Source organism: Thermanaerothrix sp., assembly GCA_026417795.1.
GTDB lineage: Bacteria > Synergistota > Synergistia > Synergistales > Synergistaceae > Thermanaerovibrio.
The window spans coordinates 1-20229 of sequence record JAOACP010000014.1; the positions used below are offsets into that span (position 1 = coordinate 1).

A 20229-nucleotide genomic window follows, 5' to 3' on the forward strand; every position below is an offset into this window, starting at 1 on the left:
CATTGGAGGAGCTGGGAAAATGCGGGGCAGAGAAAAGAAAACAGGGATCCCCCAAAAAGATCCCTGCCTTCGTTTAGGCTTTCACATGAGGCAACCCGTCTCGTTCGTTTAGATTCTTAAGAGAGGCAACATGGGGGGGTTTCCACATCCGAAAGCCAGACGGAGAGCCTGCGCTCCCCCTCCTCCCTTTGGCGCCTCACCTCTTCCCTCGAGGTGCCGCCGTAGGTGCGCCGCCGGTCCACCGACACCTTCACGTCCAAAAGGGGCAGCAGGTCCTCCCGGGCCTCCGGGATGAAACGATTTATCTCCCCAAGGCTCAGGGACTGCAGGGGCCTTCGGTTGTCCACGCACCAGCGGACCAGCTTGCCCACCTTCTCGTGGGCCTCCCGGAAGGGCACGTTCCTCACCACCAGGTACTCCGCCACGTCGGTGGCCAAGGCAAGGCCGTCCTCAAAGGCCTTAACCCCCCTGTCTTTATCCACCTGAACCCCCTCCAGCAGGGCGGACAACACCGACAACACCGACTGGGTCACGTTCAAGCTCTCGAAAAGCCCCCGCTTGTCCTCCTGAAGATCCCGGTTGTAAGTCAACGGCAGCCCCTTCACCATGCAAGCCAGGTCCACAAAACGCCCCAAAACGCCGGAGGCCTTGCCCCTGGAAAGCTCCAACACGTCGGGGTTCTTCTTCTGGGGCATCATGCTGGAACCGGTGCAGAACTGGTCCGGCAGGTCCATCCACCCGAACTCCCGAGAGGCATATATTATGAGGTCCTCACACAGCCTGCTCCAGTGAAGCCCACAGGACAGGCAGAAGTAATGCACATCCAAAAGCACGTCCCGCTGGGCCACCGTGTCCAGGCTGTTCTCCGTGGGGCCCTCAAAGCCCAGCTCCCGGGCGGTCATGAACCGGTCCAGCGGCAGCGTAGACCCCGCAAGAGCCCCGGCCCCCAACGGACACAGCCTCAAGGACCTCATGGCAAAGTCCAGCCTCTCCCCATCCCTCATAAACGCCCAGAAATGGGACATCCAGTAGTGCCCAAGGCTTATGGGCTGGGCCTGCTGAAGATGGGTGTAGCCAGGGACTATCACGTCCTCATGCCTCTTCGAAAGCTCCAAGAGGCTCCTGAGCAGCCCGCCCAAAGAGAGCTTCAAATCCCTAAGGCGCCGCCTCAGGTAAAGCCTCACCGCCGTGGCCACCTGATCGTTCCGGCTCCTGCCGGAGTGGAGCTTGGCCCCCGAAGGCCCCACCTTGGCGGTAAGACGGGCCTCCACGTTCATGTGCACGTCCTCAAGACACGGATCCGGCACAAACTCACCGGATCTTACCTCCTCCAGGATCTCAAGAAGGCCCCCCTCTATCAAGGCCAGGTCCTCCTCGGATATTATCCCCACTTGACGCAACATCCTAGCGTGGGCAATGCTGCCCCTTATGTCGTCCTCCGCAAGACACCAGTCCAGGTCCAGCGACTGGGTGAAATCCCTCACCCGCTCGTCCGTGTCAGCCTTGAAACGGCCCTTCCACAAAAGCATCACCCCCGCTACCCTCTTCCTTGGGAGAAGCCGCACCTCCCGTCGGAACAGCCCATGTCCCCCACCTCCAAGGAAAGATGGGATCCCAAGGGATGATAACCCAACCCAAGGAACGACCCCACCTGCAGGTGAAGACACTTGGCGCCGAAAGAACCGGAGAAGTCGGTGCCTCCCATGCCCTTGCTGAGCACGGGAATAGCCAGCTCCGACCTCTTCCTCATCAAAGACCACTCCGAAGGCGTGAGAAGAGCCCTCCGGACCATACGGTGCATCCGGTGGTAGTCCCTCATGGCCTCCACGTCCCTTCTCATCCTGGCCTCCAGGCGGGCAACCCCGCCGGCGGACTCCAACTGGGAACACCGATCCATCAGGTAGGGACAAACCAGCCAAAAAGAGGTGGGAAACGGCCCCTTCCTCGACAGAGGGCCGCACAACAACACCCTAGGGAAACCCCAGGGACACAGGGCGCAAAAACCCCTCACCACCGACCGGTCCCTTATCCTTACGGGGTAACTCCAGGATACCCCAAGATGATCCACCGGAACGTAGAAAACCGGGGGGCAGCCGCCCCCCGGCACCAGAACCCTTAAGGTCATCGCTTCCCGGTCTTCCTCTTCCCCCCTCGGGAATCCTTCATCTTGCTGTTGAGGTCGGCTATCTTCTCATCGCTGGCTTTCAAGAACATGGAGAGCTTCTTCTCGAAGTCCATCTCCTGACCACCGGCGCTTCGCTGCTGAGGCTTGGGCTCCCTGGGCTTCAGCGCCTTTATGGAGAGGTCTATGCGACCCCTCTCATCGATCTTGATCACCTTGGCGGTGACCTTCTGCTGAAGCTCCAGAACGTCCTCCACCTTCTTGACGTAGCTGTGGGAAAGCTCCGATATGTGCACCATCGCCTTCTGGCCGTTCTCCAGCCTCACGAAGGCCCCGTAGGGAGCTATGTGCTCCACAGTCCCGGTAACCACGTCCCCAACGTTCACCCCAGCAGCCATTACCGTCTTCTCTTCCACCATGTGCCGCTCGACCCTCCAGTTTTATCGTCTTCTCCCTCCAGGGGGAAACCTAAAGCCATATCCACCTGACCGGATCCTCCGCCCCAAATACCCTCACCATGAGGAGCCGAACGGACCTCTCCCGCGACGGACCATCGCGGTACCACAGGAGCAACCTGCCAGACCTCTTGTCCAAAACACTCCGCTTCACAAGCCCCCTGATTATAGGGTAGAACACCGCCATAACGCTAGCCCCCTTGATCTCCAGGGCACAGTACCTTATCCGGTTGCTCCTCTCCTGGGGAAGGCCGGCCACCCTCTCCAAACCGCCCACCACCCGTCCCCGCAACCCCAAGGGGACGCCCTTAACCGCCGCCTCGTAGACATGAAGCCCCCCGAACACCCTTACCGCCTTGGGGTCGAAGAGCCATCTACCGGGGCTTTCCACCCGCATCCTGCCCCACTTAACAAATGAGGCCTCCACAACCCGGGGTGACAACCCCATGGACCTGACCCGAACGTCACGGCCCCCCCTAAGGCTTAAAACCTCGCACCCTCGGGCCACAGCCCAGGATCTAACCTTAACCCTGCCCAGGAACAGACGGCTTAAGGCCCCTAGAATACCCTCAATGGAATCCATCAGATCGGCTCGTCCCTCAAGGCCTCTAAAGCCCTGGATATCCGCCCGAAGGGCTCTAAAACCTCCATGGTCTCCCCAAGGGACACCAGGCTATCGGAAACCTTCTTTATCTGCTGCACCTGATCCTTGGTGACCGTCACCCTTAAGGGCGAGCTTATGGGGTCCACCTGAAGCAGGAACTCAACCTCCCCCTGCATCTCCACGTGCCCCGCCCTCTCAAGGGGCGAGAGGGCGGTCCCCTCCACCGCCACCGCCAGGACCTTGCCGTGCCGCCGAACCGCCCCCAGCAGCTCCGGATCTTTGACTATCCAGATGGCGGGCTTGGACTCCACCGCCTCCGCAAGGCTCTTCACTATCACGTCCTCCCTCAGGTACACCTCCAGGGCGCCACCGTAAAGGATCCTCTCTATCTTGGTGGGACGCAGGGGCTCCGTGTACCTAAAGTCCACCGGCACCCCCCGGGAGTCCACCACCAAAGCGGCCCCAAGGTATAGCCCGTCCCTCTCCTCCACCACCATGTAACCGGCAGTCAAACCGGAAGACATAAGCTAAACAGCCCCTTCTCTCACCATAAACAAAAATCGAACGCCACCACCAAGGGCGGCTCCAAAAAGCTCACCCCCGCAAACCAAGAACAAAGCATCAGCCGTAGGCCTCAAAGGAGGTTCCAGCCCCTCCGGGCTTCTTATCCTCGCCAGGCCCGCCTTTCCTGCCGCCCCCACGGCGCTCCCGGCGGCCCCCGGACTGCCTCTTATCCGCCGCCTCCACGGGCCTCTCGGAGGCCGTCTTCGACGCCTCCTGAAGCCGCCTCCGCTCCTCCTCCCGGCGCTTTTCAACCTCCACCTGCCGGGACGCAAGGGACGCAAGGGACACCGGGTCCTTCGGCCCCTCCTGGGCCCTCTGCTCCAGGTTCCACATGGAAAGATGCCAATCCACCGGCCGCAAGGACACCTAAAACACCCCCTAGTAGTCGAAGGGCTTTATCCGGATCTCCCCCTCCTCCACGAGGAAGGTCACGAAGCGCTGGTCATCCCGTACTATGTAGTTCATGCCCCTTATGGACACCACCACCCCGTTGTGGCAGACCCCCTTCACCCGGACCTTGCCCACCGCCTTGCTCCGCTCCATCTCCTCCTCTATGGCCTTAAGCCGACCCTCCGAAAGGGACACCTGCCCCTGAAGCTGAAACTTGGCCCTGGTGAGCCTCACCATGAGGGCCCGCTTCTGGTCGTCAAGGAGGTTCCGCTCCTCCATCTTCTTGAGATACCCCAGGTTGGTGTCCACCTCCGCCATCTTGACCTTCAGATCCCTAAGGGCCTCGGTGAGCCTCTTCCGCTCCTCCATCAGCTCCGGAGGCACCCCCACCACCACCTCGGTCCTGGTGCCCATGTCGCTGCCCAGGGTCTCACAGACCACCTCAAGGCCCGCCTGAACCCGGCCGCCCACTATCTGCCCCTTCTTGCTGCCCTGGACCACCACGGCCCCACGGGCGGACACCAGACTGTGGGTTATGGCCTCGGATACGTATACGTCTCCGCCGGACACCACCTTGGCCTGGTCTATGTACGGACACCTTATGTCACCCTTGGCCTCCAAAACTGCCTTGCCGGTGCCACGCACCCCCACCTTCAGGTTCATGGCCCCCTCGCTTGACAGGAAAGCCCCCTCCACAACCCCCTCCACGAAGAGGTCCCCGCCGGCCTTCACGGAGAATCCCTCCCGGACGGAACCGTGAACCACCACGGGACCCACGAACTGGATGTTCCCAACCCCGTAGTCCACGTCACCCTTGACCTCGAAGATGGGGGACACGCAGAGCTTGCCGTCCTTTATGGACACATGGCCGTCCTGGGCGGCGTAAAGCCGGGTCCTGTCCTCCGAAAGCTCCGTTCCAGGACCGGCGGGAAGGTTCTTGTCCTTCCCCACCTGGGCCTTCACAGGCTTACCCATCAAGGTGATACCGTCGGCGCCTTGAACCGGCGGCAGCTTCTCCGCCAGCTCCTGCCCCTTTAGGACGTTTATGACCGTGCCGAGGTCCTTCATGTCCACCCGGCTCCCCTCGCCGGTCTCCTTAGGCTTAAGGCGCTGAAGGTCTATCTTGTAGTTTATGACCGCATCCCTGCCGTGGACCGCCTCCCGGCCTTTGGCCACCTCCACCCACTGCCTCATGTGCATGCCCCGAGAGAGCTCCTCCAGCACCTCATGCTTTATGCCCTCCACCACGCCATGCTCCTTTAGAAACCTCTCCAGGTGCTCCACGCTGGGCAAGGGCAAAGGCCCCAACGGGGGTATGACCCGGATGGAACAGCTCATGGCGTCCTCGGAGATCCTTATCTCCACCTCCGCAGGCCGATCAAGTTCCGGTTTGCGATCCGCGATCTTCACCGGCTCACCGGTCCGCTCCTGAACCGCCTTGGCCACCGCCTGGCCGTCGTAGTCCTCTATCCTCCGCTCCTTCAAGAGGGCCACCACGTCCGAAAGGGTCACATCCCCCTCCGGGTTCACCACCAAGAACATGCCCTCGTCGGTGACCTTAAGCCTGAAAAACCCTTCCAACCCGCCACACCCCCCGCCAACTGGTAAAACCACAACGCTACAGCAACCTGGAACGAAGCATGCCTATCGCCTTGCCGTGCAGCTGGGAAGCCCTTGACTCCGTAACCCCCAGAACCTCCCCTATCTCCTTTAGGGTAAGGCCCTCCTCGTAGTAAAGGGAAAGCAGAAGCCGCTCCCTCTCGGGCAGCTCCTCCAGAGCCCTCCGGACCCTCTCGCGCTCCTCCTTGAACTCCACCTCCTCGGCGGGGGAAGGGGATGGGTCCTCCAAAAGGCCGTCCCGCTTAACCTCCCCCTCCTCAAGGGAGAGCACCTCGTCCAGGGAAACCAGATAGCACCTTCCCGCTATCTCCAAGAGCTCCCTATAGCTCTTTTCGTTCATCCCAAGCCTCTCCATTAGGGCCCCGTCGTCCTGGGGGATGCCCATGGAGTAAAGCTCCTCCATGGCCTTCTCAAGGCGCTGTAGCTTCTCCCTGCCGTTCCGAGATATCCAGTCGTAGCGCCTCAGCTCATCCAGTATGGCCCCCCTGATGCGGGGAACCGCGAAGGTCTGAAAACAAAAACCCCTGGAGGGGTCAAAACGATCCAAGGCCTCCAAAAGCCCCATGGCCCCAAAGCTCAAGATGTCGTCGTAATCAAGCCCCGGCGGGGGGGTCACCGACATCCTAGCGGCCACGTACTTCACCAGGGGCAGGTAACGCTTAACAACCCTCTCCCGGTTCTCAGGAGAGGGGTTCTTCATGTAATCATCCCACAGGGCGCGGTCAGAGGCCTCCATGGACAACTACGTCACCCCCTAAGCGCCATTATGAGGACCAAAAGGAACAGCACAAGGACCCCCAAAACCACCGCCGCAACCCCAGGCCCCCCTCTGGCGGCCCTCACCGGCTCCTGGGCGACCCTTATCTTCATGTCCTTGGACATCTTGAAGACCGCAGATATCCCTTCGGACACCGCCAGCTTAACCACCGCGTCGCCCCCCTTGGTCTGCTCCACCGCCTCCACCGGGAACTCCACCCTCCTGCCGGCCCGGGCCACAAAGCGGCTTATAAGACGACCCACGGAACTGGAGTCGTCCAAGTCCACCGGCACCAGATCCCCAACCTTCAAATCCCCAACGCTCTTGCCCCTCACCGGGTCCAGCTGGGGTTTGCAGTGGAGGGTTATCTCCGCAAGCTTCGGCCTCTCGGCCTCCGGTTTCGGCTCCTCCCGCTGGGGCTCCTTAGGCTTCCCCAAGGGGGACATCTCCAAACGTATCCGGTGGAACCTCTCAACCTCTATGGAGCACACCATGTCCAGCTTGTAGGCCTGGGATAGGGCCTCCTTAAAGGCCTGGACCTTGGAGCTCACGGCGGACGGGTCCTTGAACAGGGTGTTCAACGCGGTGGGGGGAAACATGCGCTCCAACAGCCCCTCCAGCTGCCTGTAGGCACCCCTGTCAGGGGACATGGGAAGGGACCTTATGGCGGACCTCACCGCCTCCCAGCCGGCGGACACATCGAAGGAGTCCGGCACACCCCCGGACCCCACCCAGAAGCTGAGATCCAGCACCTCACCGGTGACGCCCTGGGCCACGTAACAAAAGACCCCCTGCAGGTCTCCCCTGCGGCGGGTCTCAAAACGGCCCTTCACGGCCACGTAGGTAGGGGCCGCGGCCATGAGCATGGCCACCGCCTTATCCTGGTCCACCCCGGAGGCGGATATGGCCTTGAGCACGCTCTCCTTTGAACACCCAAGAAGAGATGCCAGATCCTCCACCACGTCCGAGGGGATCAGGTTAACCAGGCTCTCCGGAACCGATCCCCCAATGTCGCCCCCAGGGCCTGTCTCAATCCTTCCTTCAACCATGACGACTAAGCTTGCCTACAGCTCCTTGACCCCGGTGCCCAGGGTCTTAACCACCAACACCCACGTGTCGGTGGAGAACTCCACGCTGCGCCCCTTGTTGCCACCCACGTCGGAGGCCACCAGGGGAACCCCGAACTTCGCGAGCATCGCAGAGGTGGCCTCCACGTTCCGCTGGCCCACCGCAAGGAGGGAGCTCTCCTTGCCAGGGATGTTGAACATCTGGGCACCCCCCGCCATCTTCGCCTTCAGCTGGGACTTGTTAACCCCAAGATCCCTCAACTTGTCCATCATGAGGGGCACCGCCGTGTCGGCGAACTTGCCGGGCTTCAAGACCTCCTTGGCATCCCTGCTGTCGGGCAGCATTATGTGAGCCATGGCGGCCACCTTGGAGGACTGGTCGTATATCACCAAGCCGATGCAGGACCCAAGCCCCAAGGTTATCAGCGTGGCCGGGTGCCTAACCGCCACCAGATCCGCCATCCCTACGTGTATAGCGGAGGACATGGGCTAGAGCACCCCCAATCTCTGAAGCAGAAGCTCCAGGGAACCGGGATCCGGGACCATGATCACCATTCCCTTTGCCTCCGTTTCGGAATCGATTATCTTGAGGGTGGTCTTCACCAACAAGGCGGTGTCCCCCATTATGCCGAACATGGCGGCCACCACGTCCATTATGGATCCCAACATGTCATGGGCCACCGCCGGCACCGACACCGGAAGGGCCCAGCCGGTCATGCTGGAAAGGGCGTTAAGGAAGGCCCCAAGTATTATGTTCCCCACCTCCGCCAAGGCGCTGTCCCGGATCTGAAGCCGAACCTCCTCCTCCATGGAACTCAAGTCCATGGATATCAGAAGGTCCGCCAGGGAAGAGGCCTCCTCCTCGTACATGAGGAATATGAGGTTGCAGGAGAACTCCCCATCCGCCCTTATGAGAACGCCGCAGGCAAGATCTTCCGGCGACCCGTAGTGCTGGGCCACCTCGTACACCGACACCAGCTCCGCCACGGGCACGTCCATGTCCACGGTCCTCCCCAAAAGCTTGGAGAGCGCCGTGGCGGCGTTGCCCGCCCCGATGTTCCCTACCTCCCTTATGGCATCCAGCTGAATGCTGTTGAAAGAATCGAAGTCAACCGACATGGCCTCACCAAAACCCTCTTCCGTTCAAAGGATCCCCTACAGGGAGGCGGCGTCCAATATGAGCGCCACGTTGCCGTCCCCTAGGATTGTAGCCCCCGCCACGCCGCGCACCTTCTGAAGCAGCTTGCCCAAGGGCTTTATCACTATCTCCTGCTGCCCAACGAAGTCGTCCACCACGAAGCCTATGCGGTTCCGATCCCGACCCACCCGAACCACCACCACCGGGTGCTCCTCCACCCCCTCGCGGTTCACCTCCGTGGAAAGGATGCCCGCCAGGTCAGACAGGGTCAGTATCTCCCCCCTCACGGTGGTGACAGGAGTGCCGTGAACGTACTTTATCTCGCTCTTCGGCACCAGCAGCGTCTCCTCCACGTTCTCCAGCGATATGGCGTAGATCTCGTCTCCAACCCTTATGAGCAGGGCAAGCACTATGGCCAAGGTCAACGGCAACCTTATGACCACCCGGGTCCCCTGCCCCAGCTTGGAGAACACCTGGAACTGACCGCCCAAGGATTCTACCTTGCTCTTAACCGCGTCCATGCCCACGCCTCTTCCCGACAGGTCGGTCACCACGTCGGCGGTGCTGAAACCGGGAAGCAGGATGAGCCTTATGGCCTCCTCGTCGGTCATGAGCTGGGCCTGCTCGGCGGTCACTATGCCACGCTCCACCGCCTTGCGCCTCACCTTGTTGGTGTCTATGCCCCGCCCGTCGTCCTGAACCTCTATTATGACCCCGTTGCCCTCCTGGTAGGCCGCCACCGTTATGGTGCCCTCCCGGGGCTTGCCGTTCTTAACCCGCTCCTCCGGGCTCTCCAGGCCGTGGTCCAGGGAGTTCCTCAGAAGGTGCACCATGGGATCCCCTATCTCGTCTATGACCGTCCTGTCCAGCTCGGTCTCCCTACCCTCCACCACAAGCCGGACCTCCTTGCCCATCTGGCGCGAAAGGTCCCGCACAAGCCGGGGCAGCCGGTCGAACACCATGGACACCGGCACCATCCGGAGCTTAGTCACCAGCTCCTGGATCTCCCCGGATATGCGCCCCAGCTGGGACAAGGGCTCGTCAAAGGCCTTCATCTTGGTCTCCTGGGCCAGACGCTCTATCCTGGCGCGGCCTATGACCAGCTCCCCCACCAGGTTCATAAGCTTGTCAAGCCTTCCTATGTCCACCCTCACCGTGCGGCTGCCCTTCTTATTGGCTCCCTGAGGCTGGGACGGCTGAGCGGCTCCACCTGCAGCAACCCCCTCCGGGGACCTGGGAGCCGCCGAGGCCGCCGCCACGGCCGCCGCCACGGCCTCCTCCTCACCCTCATCCCCTTCCTCAAGATCGCCGATGGAAAGCCCCCCGTCATCGTCAAAGTTAAGGGGCGTCACCTCCACCGATGCCACCTCGCTTATGGAGGATGCCACACCGGAAAGGGCCTCCCCGCTCTCATGGGTGGCCACGTACACCCAAAACTCGGTGTCGAAGGCCTCCCGCTCCAGATCCTCCACACCGGGCTGGGTCTTTATGAGCTCCCCCATCTCCCCAAGCCGGGTCACCACCATGTAAGCCCGGGCGGCCTTGAGCATGCAGCTTGGGCTCAACGCCACCTTAAGCTCGTACACCGACATGCCCTGGTTGCGGGCCTCCCTGACCCAGCCCTTCTCCTGCTCTGTGAGCTCCAACTTCTTGCTTCCCTTGGCGGACTTCGAGGGGGAGGCCGCCGGAGCGTCATGAGCCTTGTTCACCAAGCGATGCAGCTGATCCACCAGGGCCTTCACGTCAACGTCCTTGTCGCTGCCGCCTCCCCTGATGGAGTCCACCATGGCGGTTATGGCGTCAAGACACTTGAAAAGCAGATCCACGTCCTCGGAGTTGAGCACGTGCTCCCCGCTCCTGGCAAGACCCAACAGATCCTCCATGGCGTGGGTCAAACCCGCCATTCCGTCAAAACCCATGGTGGCGGACATGCCCTTGAAGGTGTGGGCCACCCGGAATATCTCGTTTATTATTCCCATGTCCGACTGGTTCTGCTCCGCGGCTAGAAGCAGCTCGTTCAGGTTCTTAAGCTGATCCGTAGCCTCATCCAGGAACGCGCCCAAGTACTGACTCATATCCATGTTAGTCATCGGTTATCGGCCTCCAGGTTCAGGGGATTTTGTTTTCTCGAACCTAAGGGCATGCGGCCCATCGATGCAAAGCCTCGGGCATATCGTACAGGGGAACCACTTCCTCCGCTATGCCCGCCTCCACTACCGCCCTCGGCATTCCGTACACCACGCAGGTATCGGGACTCTCCGCCAGGATAACGCCTCCCTTGCTGTGCAAGGCCGCCGCACCGTCGGCCCCGTCCCTGCCCATGCCGGTCAACACCGCCGCCACCACGGACCCGCCCACCACGTCGGCCACGCTCATGAAGAGCATGTCCGCCGCGGGCTTCACGGACCTGACCGGAGGCGCGTCAGATAAACGGCACACCAGGTCTGGGCCAGACCTCTCCACAACCATATGATAACCTCCAGGGGCTATGACCGCCATACCCTTTTGAGGTTTTAAACCATCGTACCCCTCCACAACCCTAAGGGGGCTCGCGTCATCCAACCTCTGGGCAAAGGAAGAGGTAAAACCCCGGGGCATGTGCTGCACCACCAGGATGGGACAGGGGAAATCACCCCTTAGGTTGGGGATCACCTCCTGAAGGGCCCTGGGGCCTCCGGTGGAGGAGGCTATCAACACCAGGTCCACCCGTTGGAGCTTCCGCCTTGGAAGAGCCCCCAGGGGGGCGGCCGGTAGCTTCGAAACCTCCCTTGCGGGACGCTTTGGAAGCCCTCCAGGCTTCAGCCTGGAACGGTCCACCGTGCTGGCCACCCAAACCTTCTGCCGAAGCTCCTCCTCCACCTTGTGCATGTCCAGGGATATGGTGCCCGAAGGCTTGGTCACGAAGTCCACCGCCCCCAGCGAGAGGGCCTGAAGGGTGACCTCCGCCCCCTCCTTCGTAAGGCTCGACACCATCACCACCGGCGTAGGCCGGCGCTCCATTATCTCCCTCAAAGCCTCCAGACCGTTCTTCCGTGGCATCTCAACGTCCATGGTTATCACGTCCGGATCCGCCTCAGAGAGCTTCTGAAGCGCCTCCTCCCCATCCCTCACCCGGGCCACCACGTCGAATCTATTGTCCGACGCAAGCATGTCGCCGATCACTTTCCTCATGAAGGCAGAGTCGTCAACCACCATAACCCTCACTTTGCGCGTCATGGCACATCTCTCCCCTGGCGGGAATTAAGTTCTTGGGTCCTTATGAACTCTATTATATACTTTTCCGCCCACCTAGGTACCGCCTCAAAGGCCCCCCCACAATCCCAAAGACCATCGGAGGTCTTATCGGCCCTCATAACCTTAATGAGGCCCGGGAAAGGCCTATCCCCCAGGGGAAGCATGCACAAAAACCTGTCCCCATGGGACAGCCTGTAGGGGTAGTCCATCCGAAACCTCACACCCCCAAGGCTCATGTCCACCGCCGTGCCCTTAAGCCACCGGCCGGACAAAGGAGACCTTGCCTCCGCCTCAATGGGAAACAACCGAAACTCCCTAAGACAGGGCACCCTCAAGTAGCGCCTGCGCTGTATCCTCTCCGGGGGGCCGAACATCTTGACCCAAAGCATGGGCACCGTACCGGTGATGTCGCTCCTCACCACCACGCAGGACACCCTCACGGGGGACCTGTTGTCCTCCGCCACAAGCTCACACTCCATGTCCCTGTAAACCGGCAGGAGCGCCCCCTTGAACATCGGATGAGCCAGCCCAAGCATGTCCTCCCGTTGGTCCTCCAACCTGGTGGGGTATGTGCCCTTGAAGAGCCCATCCTCCACCTTGAACTCCCCCTTGGCCCCCACGGGTAGCCCTATCTTCTCCCCATCCCGGCCCAAAGAGATCACCCCTTAAGCCTCATCCTCTTGCCAAGCCTCAGCATGAAGGCCTTGAGCCCCCTGCCCCCCATGTTCTCCTCCCGATCCACCTTAAGCAGCCGCCGGGCTATGACCCTCACGCAGGAAGACGCGGGAGAATCGGGGCTCTGCAGCACGAAGGGCCTTCGGCGCCTCACGGAGTCCATAACCCGCTGATCCCAAAGCACGTATCCAAGGTAGTTGACGTTGAGGTCCAGGAACTGGCCCGCCGCCAGCCTTATCCGATCCGCCACGGAGAAGGCCTCGTCGTCGCTCATGGCCATGTTGACCACCAGCGACACCCGAGGCTTCCAGGACAGTCCCGCCACCAGGGACTTCAAAACCCCGTAGGCGTCCCTTATGGCGGTGGGCTCCGTGGTGGTCAAAAGGAGCACCTCGTCGGCGGCGGCGGCGAAGGATATGACGTTCCTGTGTATGCCCGCTCCCGTGTCCACCAACAAAAGGTCCGCCCGCCCCTCCAGGGCGGAGAACTTCTCTATCAGCATGGCCTGGCTCTGCTCGTCCAGGTCCGCAAGGTCCGAAAAACCCGCACCCCCTGGGATCAGGCTCACACCCTGCTCCACCGAGAGAAGGATGTCCTCCAAACCCATGTGCCCACCTATCACGTGCCCCAGGTGGTGCTTCGGCACCACGCCCAGGAGAAGATCCGCGTTGGCAAGCCCCATGTCCGCGTCCATCAGCATGACCCGAACCCCCATCTGCCCCATGGCGAGCGCCAGGTTCACCGAAAGGTTGCTCTTCCCAACCCCTCCCTTTCCGCTCACCACCGCGATGGACCTAAGCCCCTGGAACTTGGACCTGCCAACCCCAGAGGAGAGCACCAGCTCCCGCAGGGCGGCGGCCTGATCCCGTCCCGACACCTGCCTATCCAAGGCCATCCCCCTCCAGGATGAGCCTCACAAGCCGCTCGGGCCTTGCAACCTCTATGTCGTTGGGGACGTTCTGCCCCACGGTGAAAAAGGACACCGGGAACTTGAAGTCCTCCAACACGCTGAGCAGGGGGCCGAAGGAATACGTCTCATCCAGCTTTGTGAATATGACGGACCTTATGGGCACCACGCCCATCCTATCTATCACCTTCAGCATGTCCTTGTACTTGAGGTTCGCCGCCAAGACCAGATGCACCGCATCGGGCATGAAGGCGTCGTACAGCACCTTGAGCTCCTCCATCTTCTTCGAATCCTTGGCGCTCCTGCCCGCGGTATCCAAAAGCAAAAGATCGCAGGAGCCGTGCTTGGAGAGTATCCCCTCGAAATCCTTTGGCTCGAAGGCCACCTCCATGGGTATGCCCAATATCTTGGCGTAGGTCCTGAGCTGCTCCACCGCCGCTATCCTGTAGGTATCCGCGGTGGCCAGCGCCACCCTGCGGCCCTCCCACAGGGAGTGAACCGCCGCCAGCTTCGCTATGGTGGTGGTCTTGCCCACCCCGGTGGGGCCCACGAACATCACCCGCCTGCCCCCCATGGCGGACACCGGGTCGCTGCCAACCACCTTGATCCTGGAGGACAAAAGCTCCTCCAGGGACACATCTGCACCCCTATGGCCCTCGATGATCTTGGAGGCCACCCCAGGATCCACGTCGGCCTCCACAAGACGCCTCACCATGGGGTCGTCTCCGCAGTAGCCGCCGCCGGAACCCACCCGCCGCAAGACCTGATCCAAGGTGCGGCGGAGCTCCTCCACCTGCTCCTCCAGCTTGGTGCCTGGGGCCACAGGGGCGGGCGCCGCAGCAGCATAGGCCCTCTCAGCCTGGGACGCCGCCACGTAGTTCAAAGGCGCCACGGGGACCCCCTGGGGCTGCGGATTAACCGGTTGGTCCTCCTCGGGCCCCATTACCGCCCGGTGAACTTCCTTCCGCATGTCCAAAAGCTGCTGGAACGAGAACAACCTCTGCCGGGACTCCTGGTCGATCCCCTGGGAATCGTCCTCCAATATACCGGCGGTTACGATCAAAACCCGCTTGCCGAAAAGACCAAGGAACCCGCCCTTCTTGACCGGTCGGGAGCTCAATATCACCGCGTCCCTGCCAAGCCTCTTGGAGGCTATCCTCATGGCCTCCGCGTCATCCCGGGCCTCGAACTCTATCTGCTTAAGAACCCTCATGCTACTCCACCACTCCCAAGGATCTCAGCTGGGTTGAAGGGGCTATCTCGTTATAGCTTACCACGAAGAGCTGCGGCAAGCTCCCCTCCACTATGCGGCGCACCACCAACCTCACGTCCGGATGGGTGAGCAACACCGGCGTTATCCCACCCATGGCCATGGCCTCCACCGCGGAAGCCACGGCCTGCATGAGCTCCTGCATCTCCTTGGGCGGCATGTTAAGCTGCCAGCCCTGCATCAAATCCCCCTTCATGGCCTCCTTTACGCGCTGCTCCCAGCGGGGAGACAGGGTGTAAACCCCCAACACCCCATCCTGGTCCTGAAGCCGAAGGGTTATGACCCTGGACAGCGCCTCCCGGGTCCTCTCCATCAGATAGTCGGTGCTCTTGGTGTAACGGCCGTGATCCGCCAGGGTCTCGAATATGGTGACCAGGTCCCTTATAGGAACCTGCTCCCTTATGAGGCCCTGCAAGACCTTCTGCACGTCCCCAAGGCTCAGCACGTCCAGAAGATCCTTGGTTATGGCGGGGTTGGACTCCCCCACCAGGTCCACCAGCTTCTGCACCTCCTGGCGGGTGATGAGGTCCGCCCCGTAGCACTTTATGACCTCCGAAAGGTGGGTGGCCAGCACCGACGGGCAGTCCACCACGGTGTACCCCAACCCCTCCGCCTGGTCCCGTATCTCCGGGGATATCCACACCGCCGGAAGCCCGAAGGCGGGCTCCTTGGTGGGTATGCCCACCAACAGATCCTCGCCGCCGGTGCTCATGGCAAGGTAGTGGTCCGGCAGCAGCTCACCCCGGCCCACCTCCGCCCCCTTTACCCTTATCAGGTACTCGGTGGGCTTAAGCTGGATGTTGTCCCTTATCCTTATGGGGGGCACCACAAGCCCCAGGTCCATGGCCATCTGACGCCTTATGGTCCCTATCCTCTCCAACATGTCACCCCCCTGGGACGGATCCACCAAGGGGATGAGGGCGTAACCTATCTCCACCTCCATGGGGTCCACGGTGAGAAGGGGCAGGACGTTCTCAGGGCCCGAAGGGGCCGGGGCGGGCTGGGATGGGGCGGAAGGGGCCTGGCCCTTAGGCGCCGCCGGTCTAACGGAATCCCCTCCCACCTCCGACGTGGCCGCCTCCCGCTGTACCCCGTAGGCCATGGCGGCCATGCCGGCCCCAAGAAGGCCGAAGGGTATGGTAGGAAGGCCGGGGACCGCCGCCAGGGCGAACAGCAGGCCGGAGCCTATGTAAAGGGGGCGGTGGTTCCTGGTAAGGGACGACACCATATCCTTGCCCAGGTCGCTCTCCCCCGCCGCCCTGGTCACTATGATGCCCGTGGCGGTGGATAACAAAAGGGCCGGTATCTGGGCCACCAAACCGTCGCCAACGGTCAAAAGGCTGTAAGTTCCAAGGGCCTGCTTGAGCTCCATCCCCCTCTGCAGCACCCCTATGGCAAGCCCACCCAGTATGTTTATGGTGGTTATGATGAGGCCCGCTATGGCGTCCCCCTTGACGAACTTGGAGGCACCGTCCATGGCGCCGTAAAAGTCCGCCTCCCGCTGCACGTTGGCCCTCCTGCGGCGGGCCTCCTGCTCGTCTATCATCCCCGCGTTAAGGTCCGCGTCTATGGCCATCTGCTTGCCCGGCATGGCGTCCAAGGTGAAACGGGCGGCCACCTCAGCCACCCGCTCGGCGCCCTTGGTGATCACCAGGAACTGGATTATCACCAATATCAAGAACACCACGCCGCCCACCACGTAGTTGCCCCCCACCACGAAGTTGCCGAAGGCGTTTATTATCTCCCCCGCGTAGCCGTTCAACAGCACCAGCCTGGTGGTGGAGACGTTAAGGGCCAGCCTGAAGAGGGTGGCCATGAGGATTATGGTGGGGAAGGCGGATATCTCAAGGGCCTGCTTGACGTAGAAGGTGCTCAGCAGTATCACAACCCCAAAGGTTATGTTGAGCGCCAAGAGCACGTCCAAAAGCCACGTGGGAAGGGGGATTATCATCATCCCCACGATTAAAACCAACAAAACCGCCATGCCCACGTCGGCGTATCTCATCACCTTGTTGGAAATCGAAGCGGAACCTCCCATGTCTGCCTCCCGTTGAACTAGAAATTCTGCGATCCCGTGTCAAACGAAGCCGGCCGGCGCCGGGTCGAAAGCCAACGATAAAGGATAAAGCCTCAGCCCCTGCGCCCCTTCAAACGGTACACGAAGGCCAGCACTTCCGCAACCGCCTTGTACAACCCCTCGGGGATCTCCTCCCCTATCTCCACCTGGGAGTATACGGCCCTGGCAAGGGGCGGGTTCTGCACCACCGGCACCCGATTCTCCCTTGCAATCTCCTTGATGCGCTCAGCTATGAGACCCTGTCCCTTGGCAAGGAGCACCGGAGCGTCCGACACCTTCCGGTCGTAGTTCAGCGCCACCGCCACGTGGACCGGGTTGGTTATGACCACGTCCGCCTTCGGCACGTCGGACATCATCCGCCTTTGGGCCAGCTCCCTCTGCCGCTGCCTTATGCGGCGCTTTATTAAGGGGTCCCCCTCCATCTGCTTGTACTCTTCCTTTATCTCCTGTTTCGACATCCTTATGGACCGCTCGAACTCCCACCTCTGGTAGGCGTAGTCGAAGAGCCCCAGCACCAGCAGCATCAAGGTCATCTTCATGCTCAGCGCCCAAACCCGCCCCATGACCGTTCCAAGCCCCTCCATAAAGGGATGCTCCACCGCCTCCACCAGGACCACCAGGTCCTTCTTCAGCGCCCCGTATAGCATGAATATCAGTATCCCCGCCTTCACAACCCCTTTAAGCATCTCCACGAAGGACCGGCCGGAGAACATCTTCTTCATGCCGCTTACTGGGTTCAGGCGGTTAAAGTTCGGGATCAGGGGCTTGGAGGTGAAGAGGAACCCCACCTGGTACGCCAAAAGCCCAAGGGCCGAAAGGGCGCATATGAGCCCCAGGGGAAGCCAAACCAGGAAGTAGGAGGACAATGACCGCAGGACGGGGAAGAGAAGCCACCTTTGGGTCCCCATGGAGGGCTCCTTGAGGTACCCCATGGTCACCTCAAAGAGCCTCGTAAGGTTGTCCATGAAGAACCCCCCAAACAACAGGACCCCGATGAGCCCCGAGGCTATGACCACCGCCGCGGTGAGGTCCTGGCTCTTGGTGACCTGCCCCTCTTCCCGGGCCTTCTGCCTCTTCCTTGGGGTGGCGGGCTCGGACTTCTCCTCCGCGAAGAACTGTATGTCCACGTCCATCGAAGGTATCCAGCCCCTCTTCAAGACCTCCGGTTCCATCAGCGCCAAAGGACAGTCCCCTCCAGGGCCCAGATCACCGCCTTGCTCACGTGGCCGTAAAACACGTCCACCGTCAAGGGCATCACCGCCATGAGCAGGATGAGGCCAAGGCCTATCTTGAGCGGTATGCCCAGGATGAAGACGTTCATCTGGGGAACCGTACGGGCCACGAACCCAAGGCCTATGTCCGCCAGGAGAAGGGCCCCCATGATGGGAAGCGACAGCCTTATGCCCAGGAGAAAGAGCTCCGTAAGCCACCGCCCCAGGGACTGGGACAGGGGGATGCCAAGAAACCCCTTCCCCACGGGGACCAGCGTAAAACTCCTGTTGAGGGCCTCCACCAGGAGCAGGTGTCCGTTCCAGTGGAACAGGAACCATATCCCCAACAGATACTTCATCTGCCCCACCAACGCCACGCTCCCCTCCTGGGAGGGGTCGAAAAGGGTGGCCATGGCAAGCCCCATCTGGCTGCCCTCCATGTAGCCGGAAAGCTGTAGCGCGTACAGGGGAAGGGAGGACAGGAACCCCACCGAAGCGCCTACTACGAACTCCCTCGCCCCGAAGAGGGCGACCCCCGTCCAGGTGGAGAGCAGCGCCATCGGCACCTGGGGATTGACCGATGGGACCATCACCAACGCCAGCATGAAGGCAAGCCAAAGCTTTATCGGCATGGGCCAGGAGGGCAGCGCGAACAGCGGGCTTGCGAACATGAGCCCCGTCAATCGGAGGGAACATAGCAGGTACACCAAGATGAGGTTTACTATCTCCTCGTAGTTCATGACACAAACCTGTACAGGGACTCGAACAGGAAGCGGGTCATGTCAAGCACGGTCCTGCCCATCCAAGGCCCCAGCAGTATAAGCCCCAGGATCACCGCCAGTATCTTGGGTATAAAAGCCAGGGTCTGCTCCTGGATGGAGGTGGCGGTCTGGATTATCCCTATCACCAACCCCACCAGCATGGCGATCACCAGTATGGGCATGCTGCTTATCATGGACACCCAAAGGGCTTGACTGAAGGCGTCCGTCACGCTCAGGGTCCCCAACCAAACCACCTCACTTAAAGCTGGTGACGAGGCTGGCTATCACCAGATCCCATCCGTCCGCCATTACGAAGAGCAGCACCTTGAACGGCAGGGATATCATCATGGGGGGCAGCATTATCATTCCCATGCTCATGAGAACGCTGGATACGATCATGTCCACCACGATGAAGGGGATGAATATCACCACCCCCATCTGAAAGGCGGTCTTCAACTCGCTCAGGATGAACGCGGGGATGAGCACCCTGGTGGGCACCTGGTCCTGGTTCTTTGGCTGCTTCATCTTGGCAAGCCTCACCATTAGGGACAGCTCCTGTTCCCTTGTCTGGCGCAGCATGAAGGCCCTCACTGGACCCTCCGCCCCCTGAAAGGCCCGCTCCGCGGATATCTGCCCCCTCATGTATGGAACCAAGGCCCCCTTGTAGACCTGGTCCCACACCGGAGCCATGGTGAAGAATGTGAGGAACAGCGCCAGGGACGCTATCACCTGATTGGGGGGTATCTGCTGAAGCCCCATGGCGTTTCTTACAAACCCCAGGACCACCAATATCCTGGTAAAGCTGGTGAGCATGAGCACTATGGCGGGAGCCATGCTCAAAACCGTCATCAGCGCCACTATCTGCAGCGTCAACGCCACATCCTGCTGGGACCTGGCGGCGTCAACCCCTATCCTCAAAGCAGGCACCGGCAAAGTGGGAGGCACCGGCTGGGCGTGGGCACACCCCGCCAGAATAGCGCAAAGCGCCGCCCCCAATAACAAACCCCGCTTAAGGCTCAACCGCCCCACCCCCCGTATCGCCGCTGCGTTCAACGTGGCGTTCGAACTCCTCAGCCTCCCAGCGATGAAGCACCTCAAACCCCCCCTTGGGGGACGAGATTACCGCCACCACCGTGGGCCCCATTTTAAGAACATAAACAAGGTCCCGCCCCACGGGGGTCACCGACAACACCGCGACCCCACCGGAGGGGTTAAGCCGCCACAGCCGCGGCAGGGCCCGAACCAACAGGGCCCCCGCAGCACCCAGCACCAAAAGACCGCCTAGCACCTTGATAAGGTAGCTCCAAAGGCTGACTTCCTCCACCGGGACACCTCGCATGATAATTTAATATTAACCAATAAAAGATAAAAAAATAA

The 20229-nt window shown here is 61.2% G+C and carries 22 protein-coding genes; all 22 read right to left on the reverse strand.

The genetic code is table 11. From position 1 onward, the window contains the following. Positions 1-116: 116 nt before the first annotated feature. On the reverse strand, positions 117-1529 hold the full coding sequence (gene argH, locus N2315_04350) for an argininosuccinate lyase (protein MCX7828424.1): 1413 nt from the start codon (positions 1527-1529) through the stop codon (positions 117-119). A gap of 8 nt (positions 1530-1537) precedes the next feature. Beyond that, entirely contained in the window at positions 1538-2125 is a 588-nt protein-coding gene (locus N2315_04355; GenBank protein ID MCX7828425.1) for a DUF501 domain-containing protein, read from the reverse strand. Further along, entirely contained in the window at positions 2122-2541 is a 420-nt protein-coding gene (locus N2315_04360; GenBank protein ID MCX7828426.1) for a S1 RNA-binding domain-containing protein, read from the reverse strand. Before N2315_04360 ends, N2315_04355 begins: the two co-directional genes overlap by 4 nt. A 49-nt stretch (positions 2542-2590) precedes the next feature. Continuing rightward, the gene (locus N2315_04365) at positions 2591-3160 is read right to left on the reverse strand and encodes a hypothetical protein (GenBank protein ID MCX7828427.1); all 570 of its coding nucleotides are present in this window, start codon (positions 3158-3160) and stop codon (positions 2591-2593) included. Beyond that, positions 3160-3693, reverse strand: coding sequence for a hypothetical protein (locus N2315_04370; GenBank protein MCX7828428.1), 534 nt, complete (start codon positions 3691-3693; stop codon positions 3160-3162). Before N2315_04370 ends, N2315_04365 begins: the two co-directional genes overlap by 1 nt. A gap of 109 nt (positions 3694-3802) precedes the next feature. Continuing rightward, positions 3803-4111, reverse strand: coding sequence for a hypothetical protein (locus N2315_04375; GenBank protein ID MCX7828429.1), 309 nt, complete (start codon positions 4109-4111; stop codon positions 3803-3805). A 12-nt stretch (positions 4112-4123) separates the two neighbouring features. Next, entirely contained in the window at positions 4124-5716 is a 1593-nt protein-coding gene (locus N2315_04380; protein ID MCX7828430.1) for a FapA family protein, read from the reverse strand. Between the two features lie 37 nt (positions 5717-5753). Next, entirely contained in the window at positions 5754-6491 is a 738-nt protein-coding gene (locus N2315_04385; protein ID MCX7828431.1) for a FliA/WhiG family RNA polymerase sigma factor, read from the reverse strand. Between the two features lie 11 nt (positions 6492-6502). Further along, positions 6503-7561, reverse strand: coding sequence for a DUF937 domain-containing protein (locus N2315_04390; protein ID MCX7828432.1), 1059 nt, complete (start codon positions 7559-7561; stop codon positions 6503-6505). A 15-nt stretch (positions 7562-7576) separates the two neighbouring features. Then, positions 7577-8065: a chemotaxis protein CheD gene (locus N2315_04395; GenBank protein MCX7828433.1), complete on the reverse strand. Its 489-nt coding sequence runs from the start codon at positions 8063-8065 to the stop codon at positions 7577-7579. 3 nt (positions 8066-8068) lie between these two features. Beyond that, positions 8069-8698 carry a chemotaxis protein CheC gene (locus tag N2315_04400; GenBank protein MCX7828434.1) on the reverse strand — a complete coding sequence of 210 codons (630 nt, stop codon included), beginning with the start codon at positions 8696-8698 and terminating at the stop codon, positions 8069-8071. 36 nt (positions 8699-8734) lie between these two features. Then, a complete protein-coding gene (locus N2315_04405) occupies positions 8735-10807 on the reverse strand; it encodes a chemotaxis protein CheA (GenBank protein MCX7828435.1) in 2073 nt (690 codons plus the stop codon). Positions 10808-10850: 43 nt separating this feature from the next. Further along, on the reverse strand, positions 10851-11933 hold the full coding sequence (locus tag N2315_04410) for a chemotaxis response regulator protein-glutamate methylesterase (GenBank protein ID MCX7828436.1): 1083 nt from the start codon (positions 11931-11933) through the stop codon (positions 10851-10853). Then, on the reverse strand, positions 11930-12613 hold the full coding sequence (locus N2315_04415) for a flagellar brake protein (protein MCX7828437.1): 684 nt from the start codon (positions 12611-12613) through the stop codon (positions 11930-11932). Before N2315_04415 ends, N2315_04410 begins: the two co-directional genes overlap by 4 nt. Further along, positions 12610-13521 (reverse strand): MinD/ParA family protein, encoded by a 912-nt coding sequence (locus tag N2315_04420; protein MCX7828438.1) that lies wholly within the window; start codon positions 13519-13521, stop codon positions 12610-12612. The genes N2315_04415 and N2315_04420 overlap by 4 nt, the downstream gene beginning before the upstream one ends. After that, complete coding sequence (gene flhF, locus N2315_04425; GenBank protein ID MCX7828439.1) at positions 13508-14746, reverse strand: flagellar biosynthesis protein FlhF; 1239 nt, start codon at positions 14744-14746, stop codon at positions 13508-13510. Before flhF ends, N2315_04420 begins: the two co-directional genes overlap by 14 nt. 1 nt (position 14747) lies before the next feature. Continuing rightward, entirely contained in the window at positions 14748-16841 is a 2094-nt protein-coding gene (flhA, locus tag N2315_04430) for a flagellar biosynthesis protein FlhA (GenBank protein ID MCX7828440.1), read from the reverse strand. 92 nt (positions 16842-16933) lie between these two features. After that, a complete protein-coding gene (flhB, locus tag N2315_04435; GenBank protein ID MCX7828441.1) occupies positions 16934-18052 on the reverse strand; it encodes a flagellar biosynthesis protein FlhB in 1119 nt (372 codons plus the stop codon). Continuing rightward, positions 18052-18831 carry a flagellar biosynthetic protein FliR gene (gene fliR / locus N2315_04440; protein MCX7828442.1) on the reverse strand — a complete coding sequence of 260 codons (780 nt, stop codon included), beginning with the start codon at positions 18829-18831 and terminating at the stop codon, positions 18052-18054. The genes flhB and fliR overlap by 1 nt, the downstream gene beginning before the upstream one ends. Further along, on the reverse strand, positions 18828-19097 hold the full coding sequence (gene fliQ, locus N2315_04445; GenBank protein ID MCX7828443.1) for a flagellar biosynthesis protein FliQ: 270 nt from the start codon (positions 19095-19097) through the stop codon (positions 18828-18830). Before fliQ ends, fliR begins: the two co-directional genes overlap by 4 nt. Before the next feature lie 10 nt (positions 19098-19107). Further along, entirely contained in the window at positions 19108-19872 is a 765-nt protein-coding gene (fliP, locus tag N2315_04450) for a flagellar type III secretion system pore protein FliP (protein ID MCX7828444.1), read from the reverse strand. Next, a complete protein-coding gene (locus N2315_04455; GenBank protein ID MCX7828445.1) occupies positions 19862-20176 on the reverse strand; it encodes a hypothetical protein in 315 nt (104 codons plus the stop codon). Before N2315_04455 ends, fliP begins: the two co-directional genes overlap by 11 nt. Positions 20177-20229: the final 53 nt, after the last annotated feature.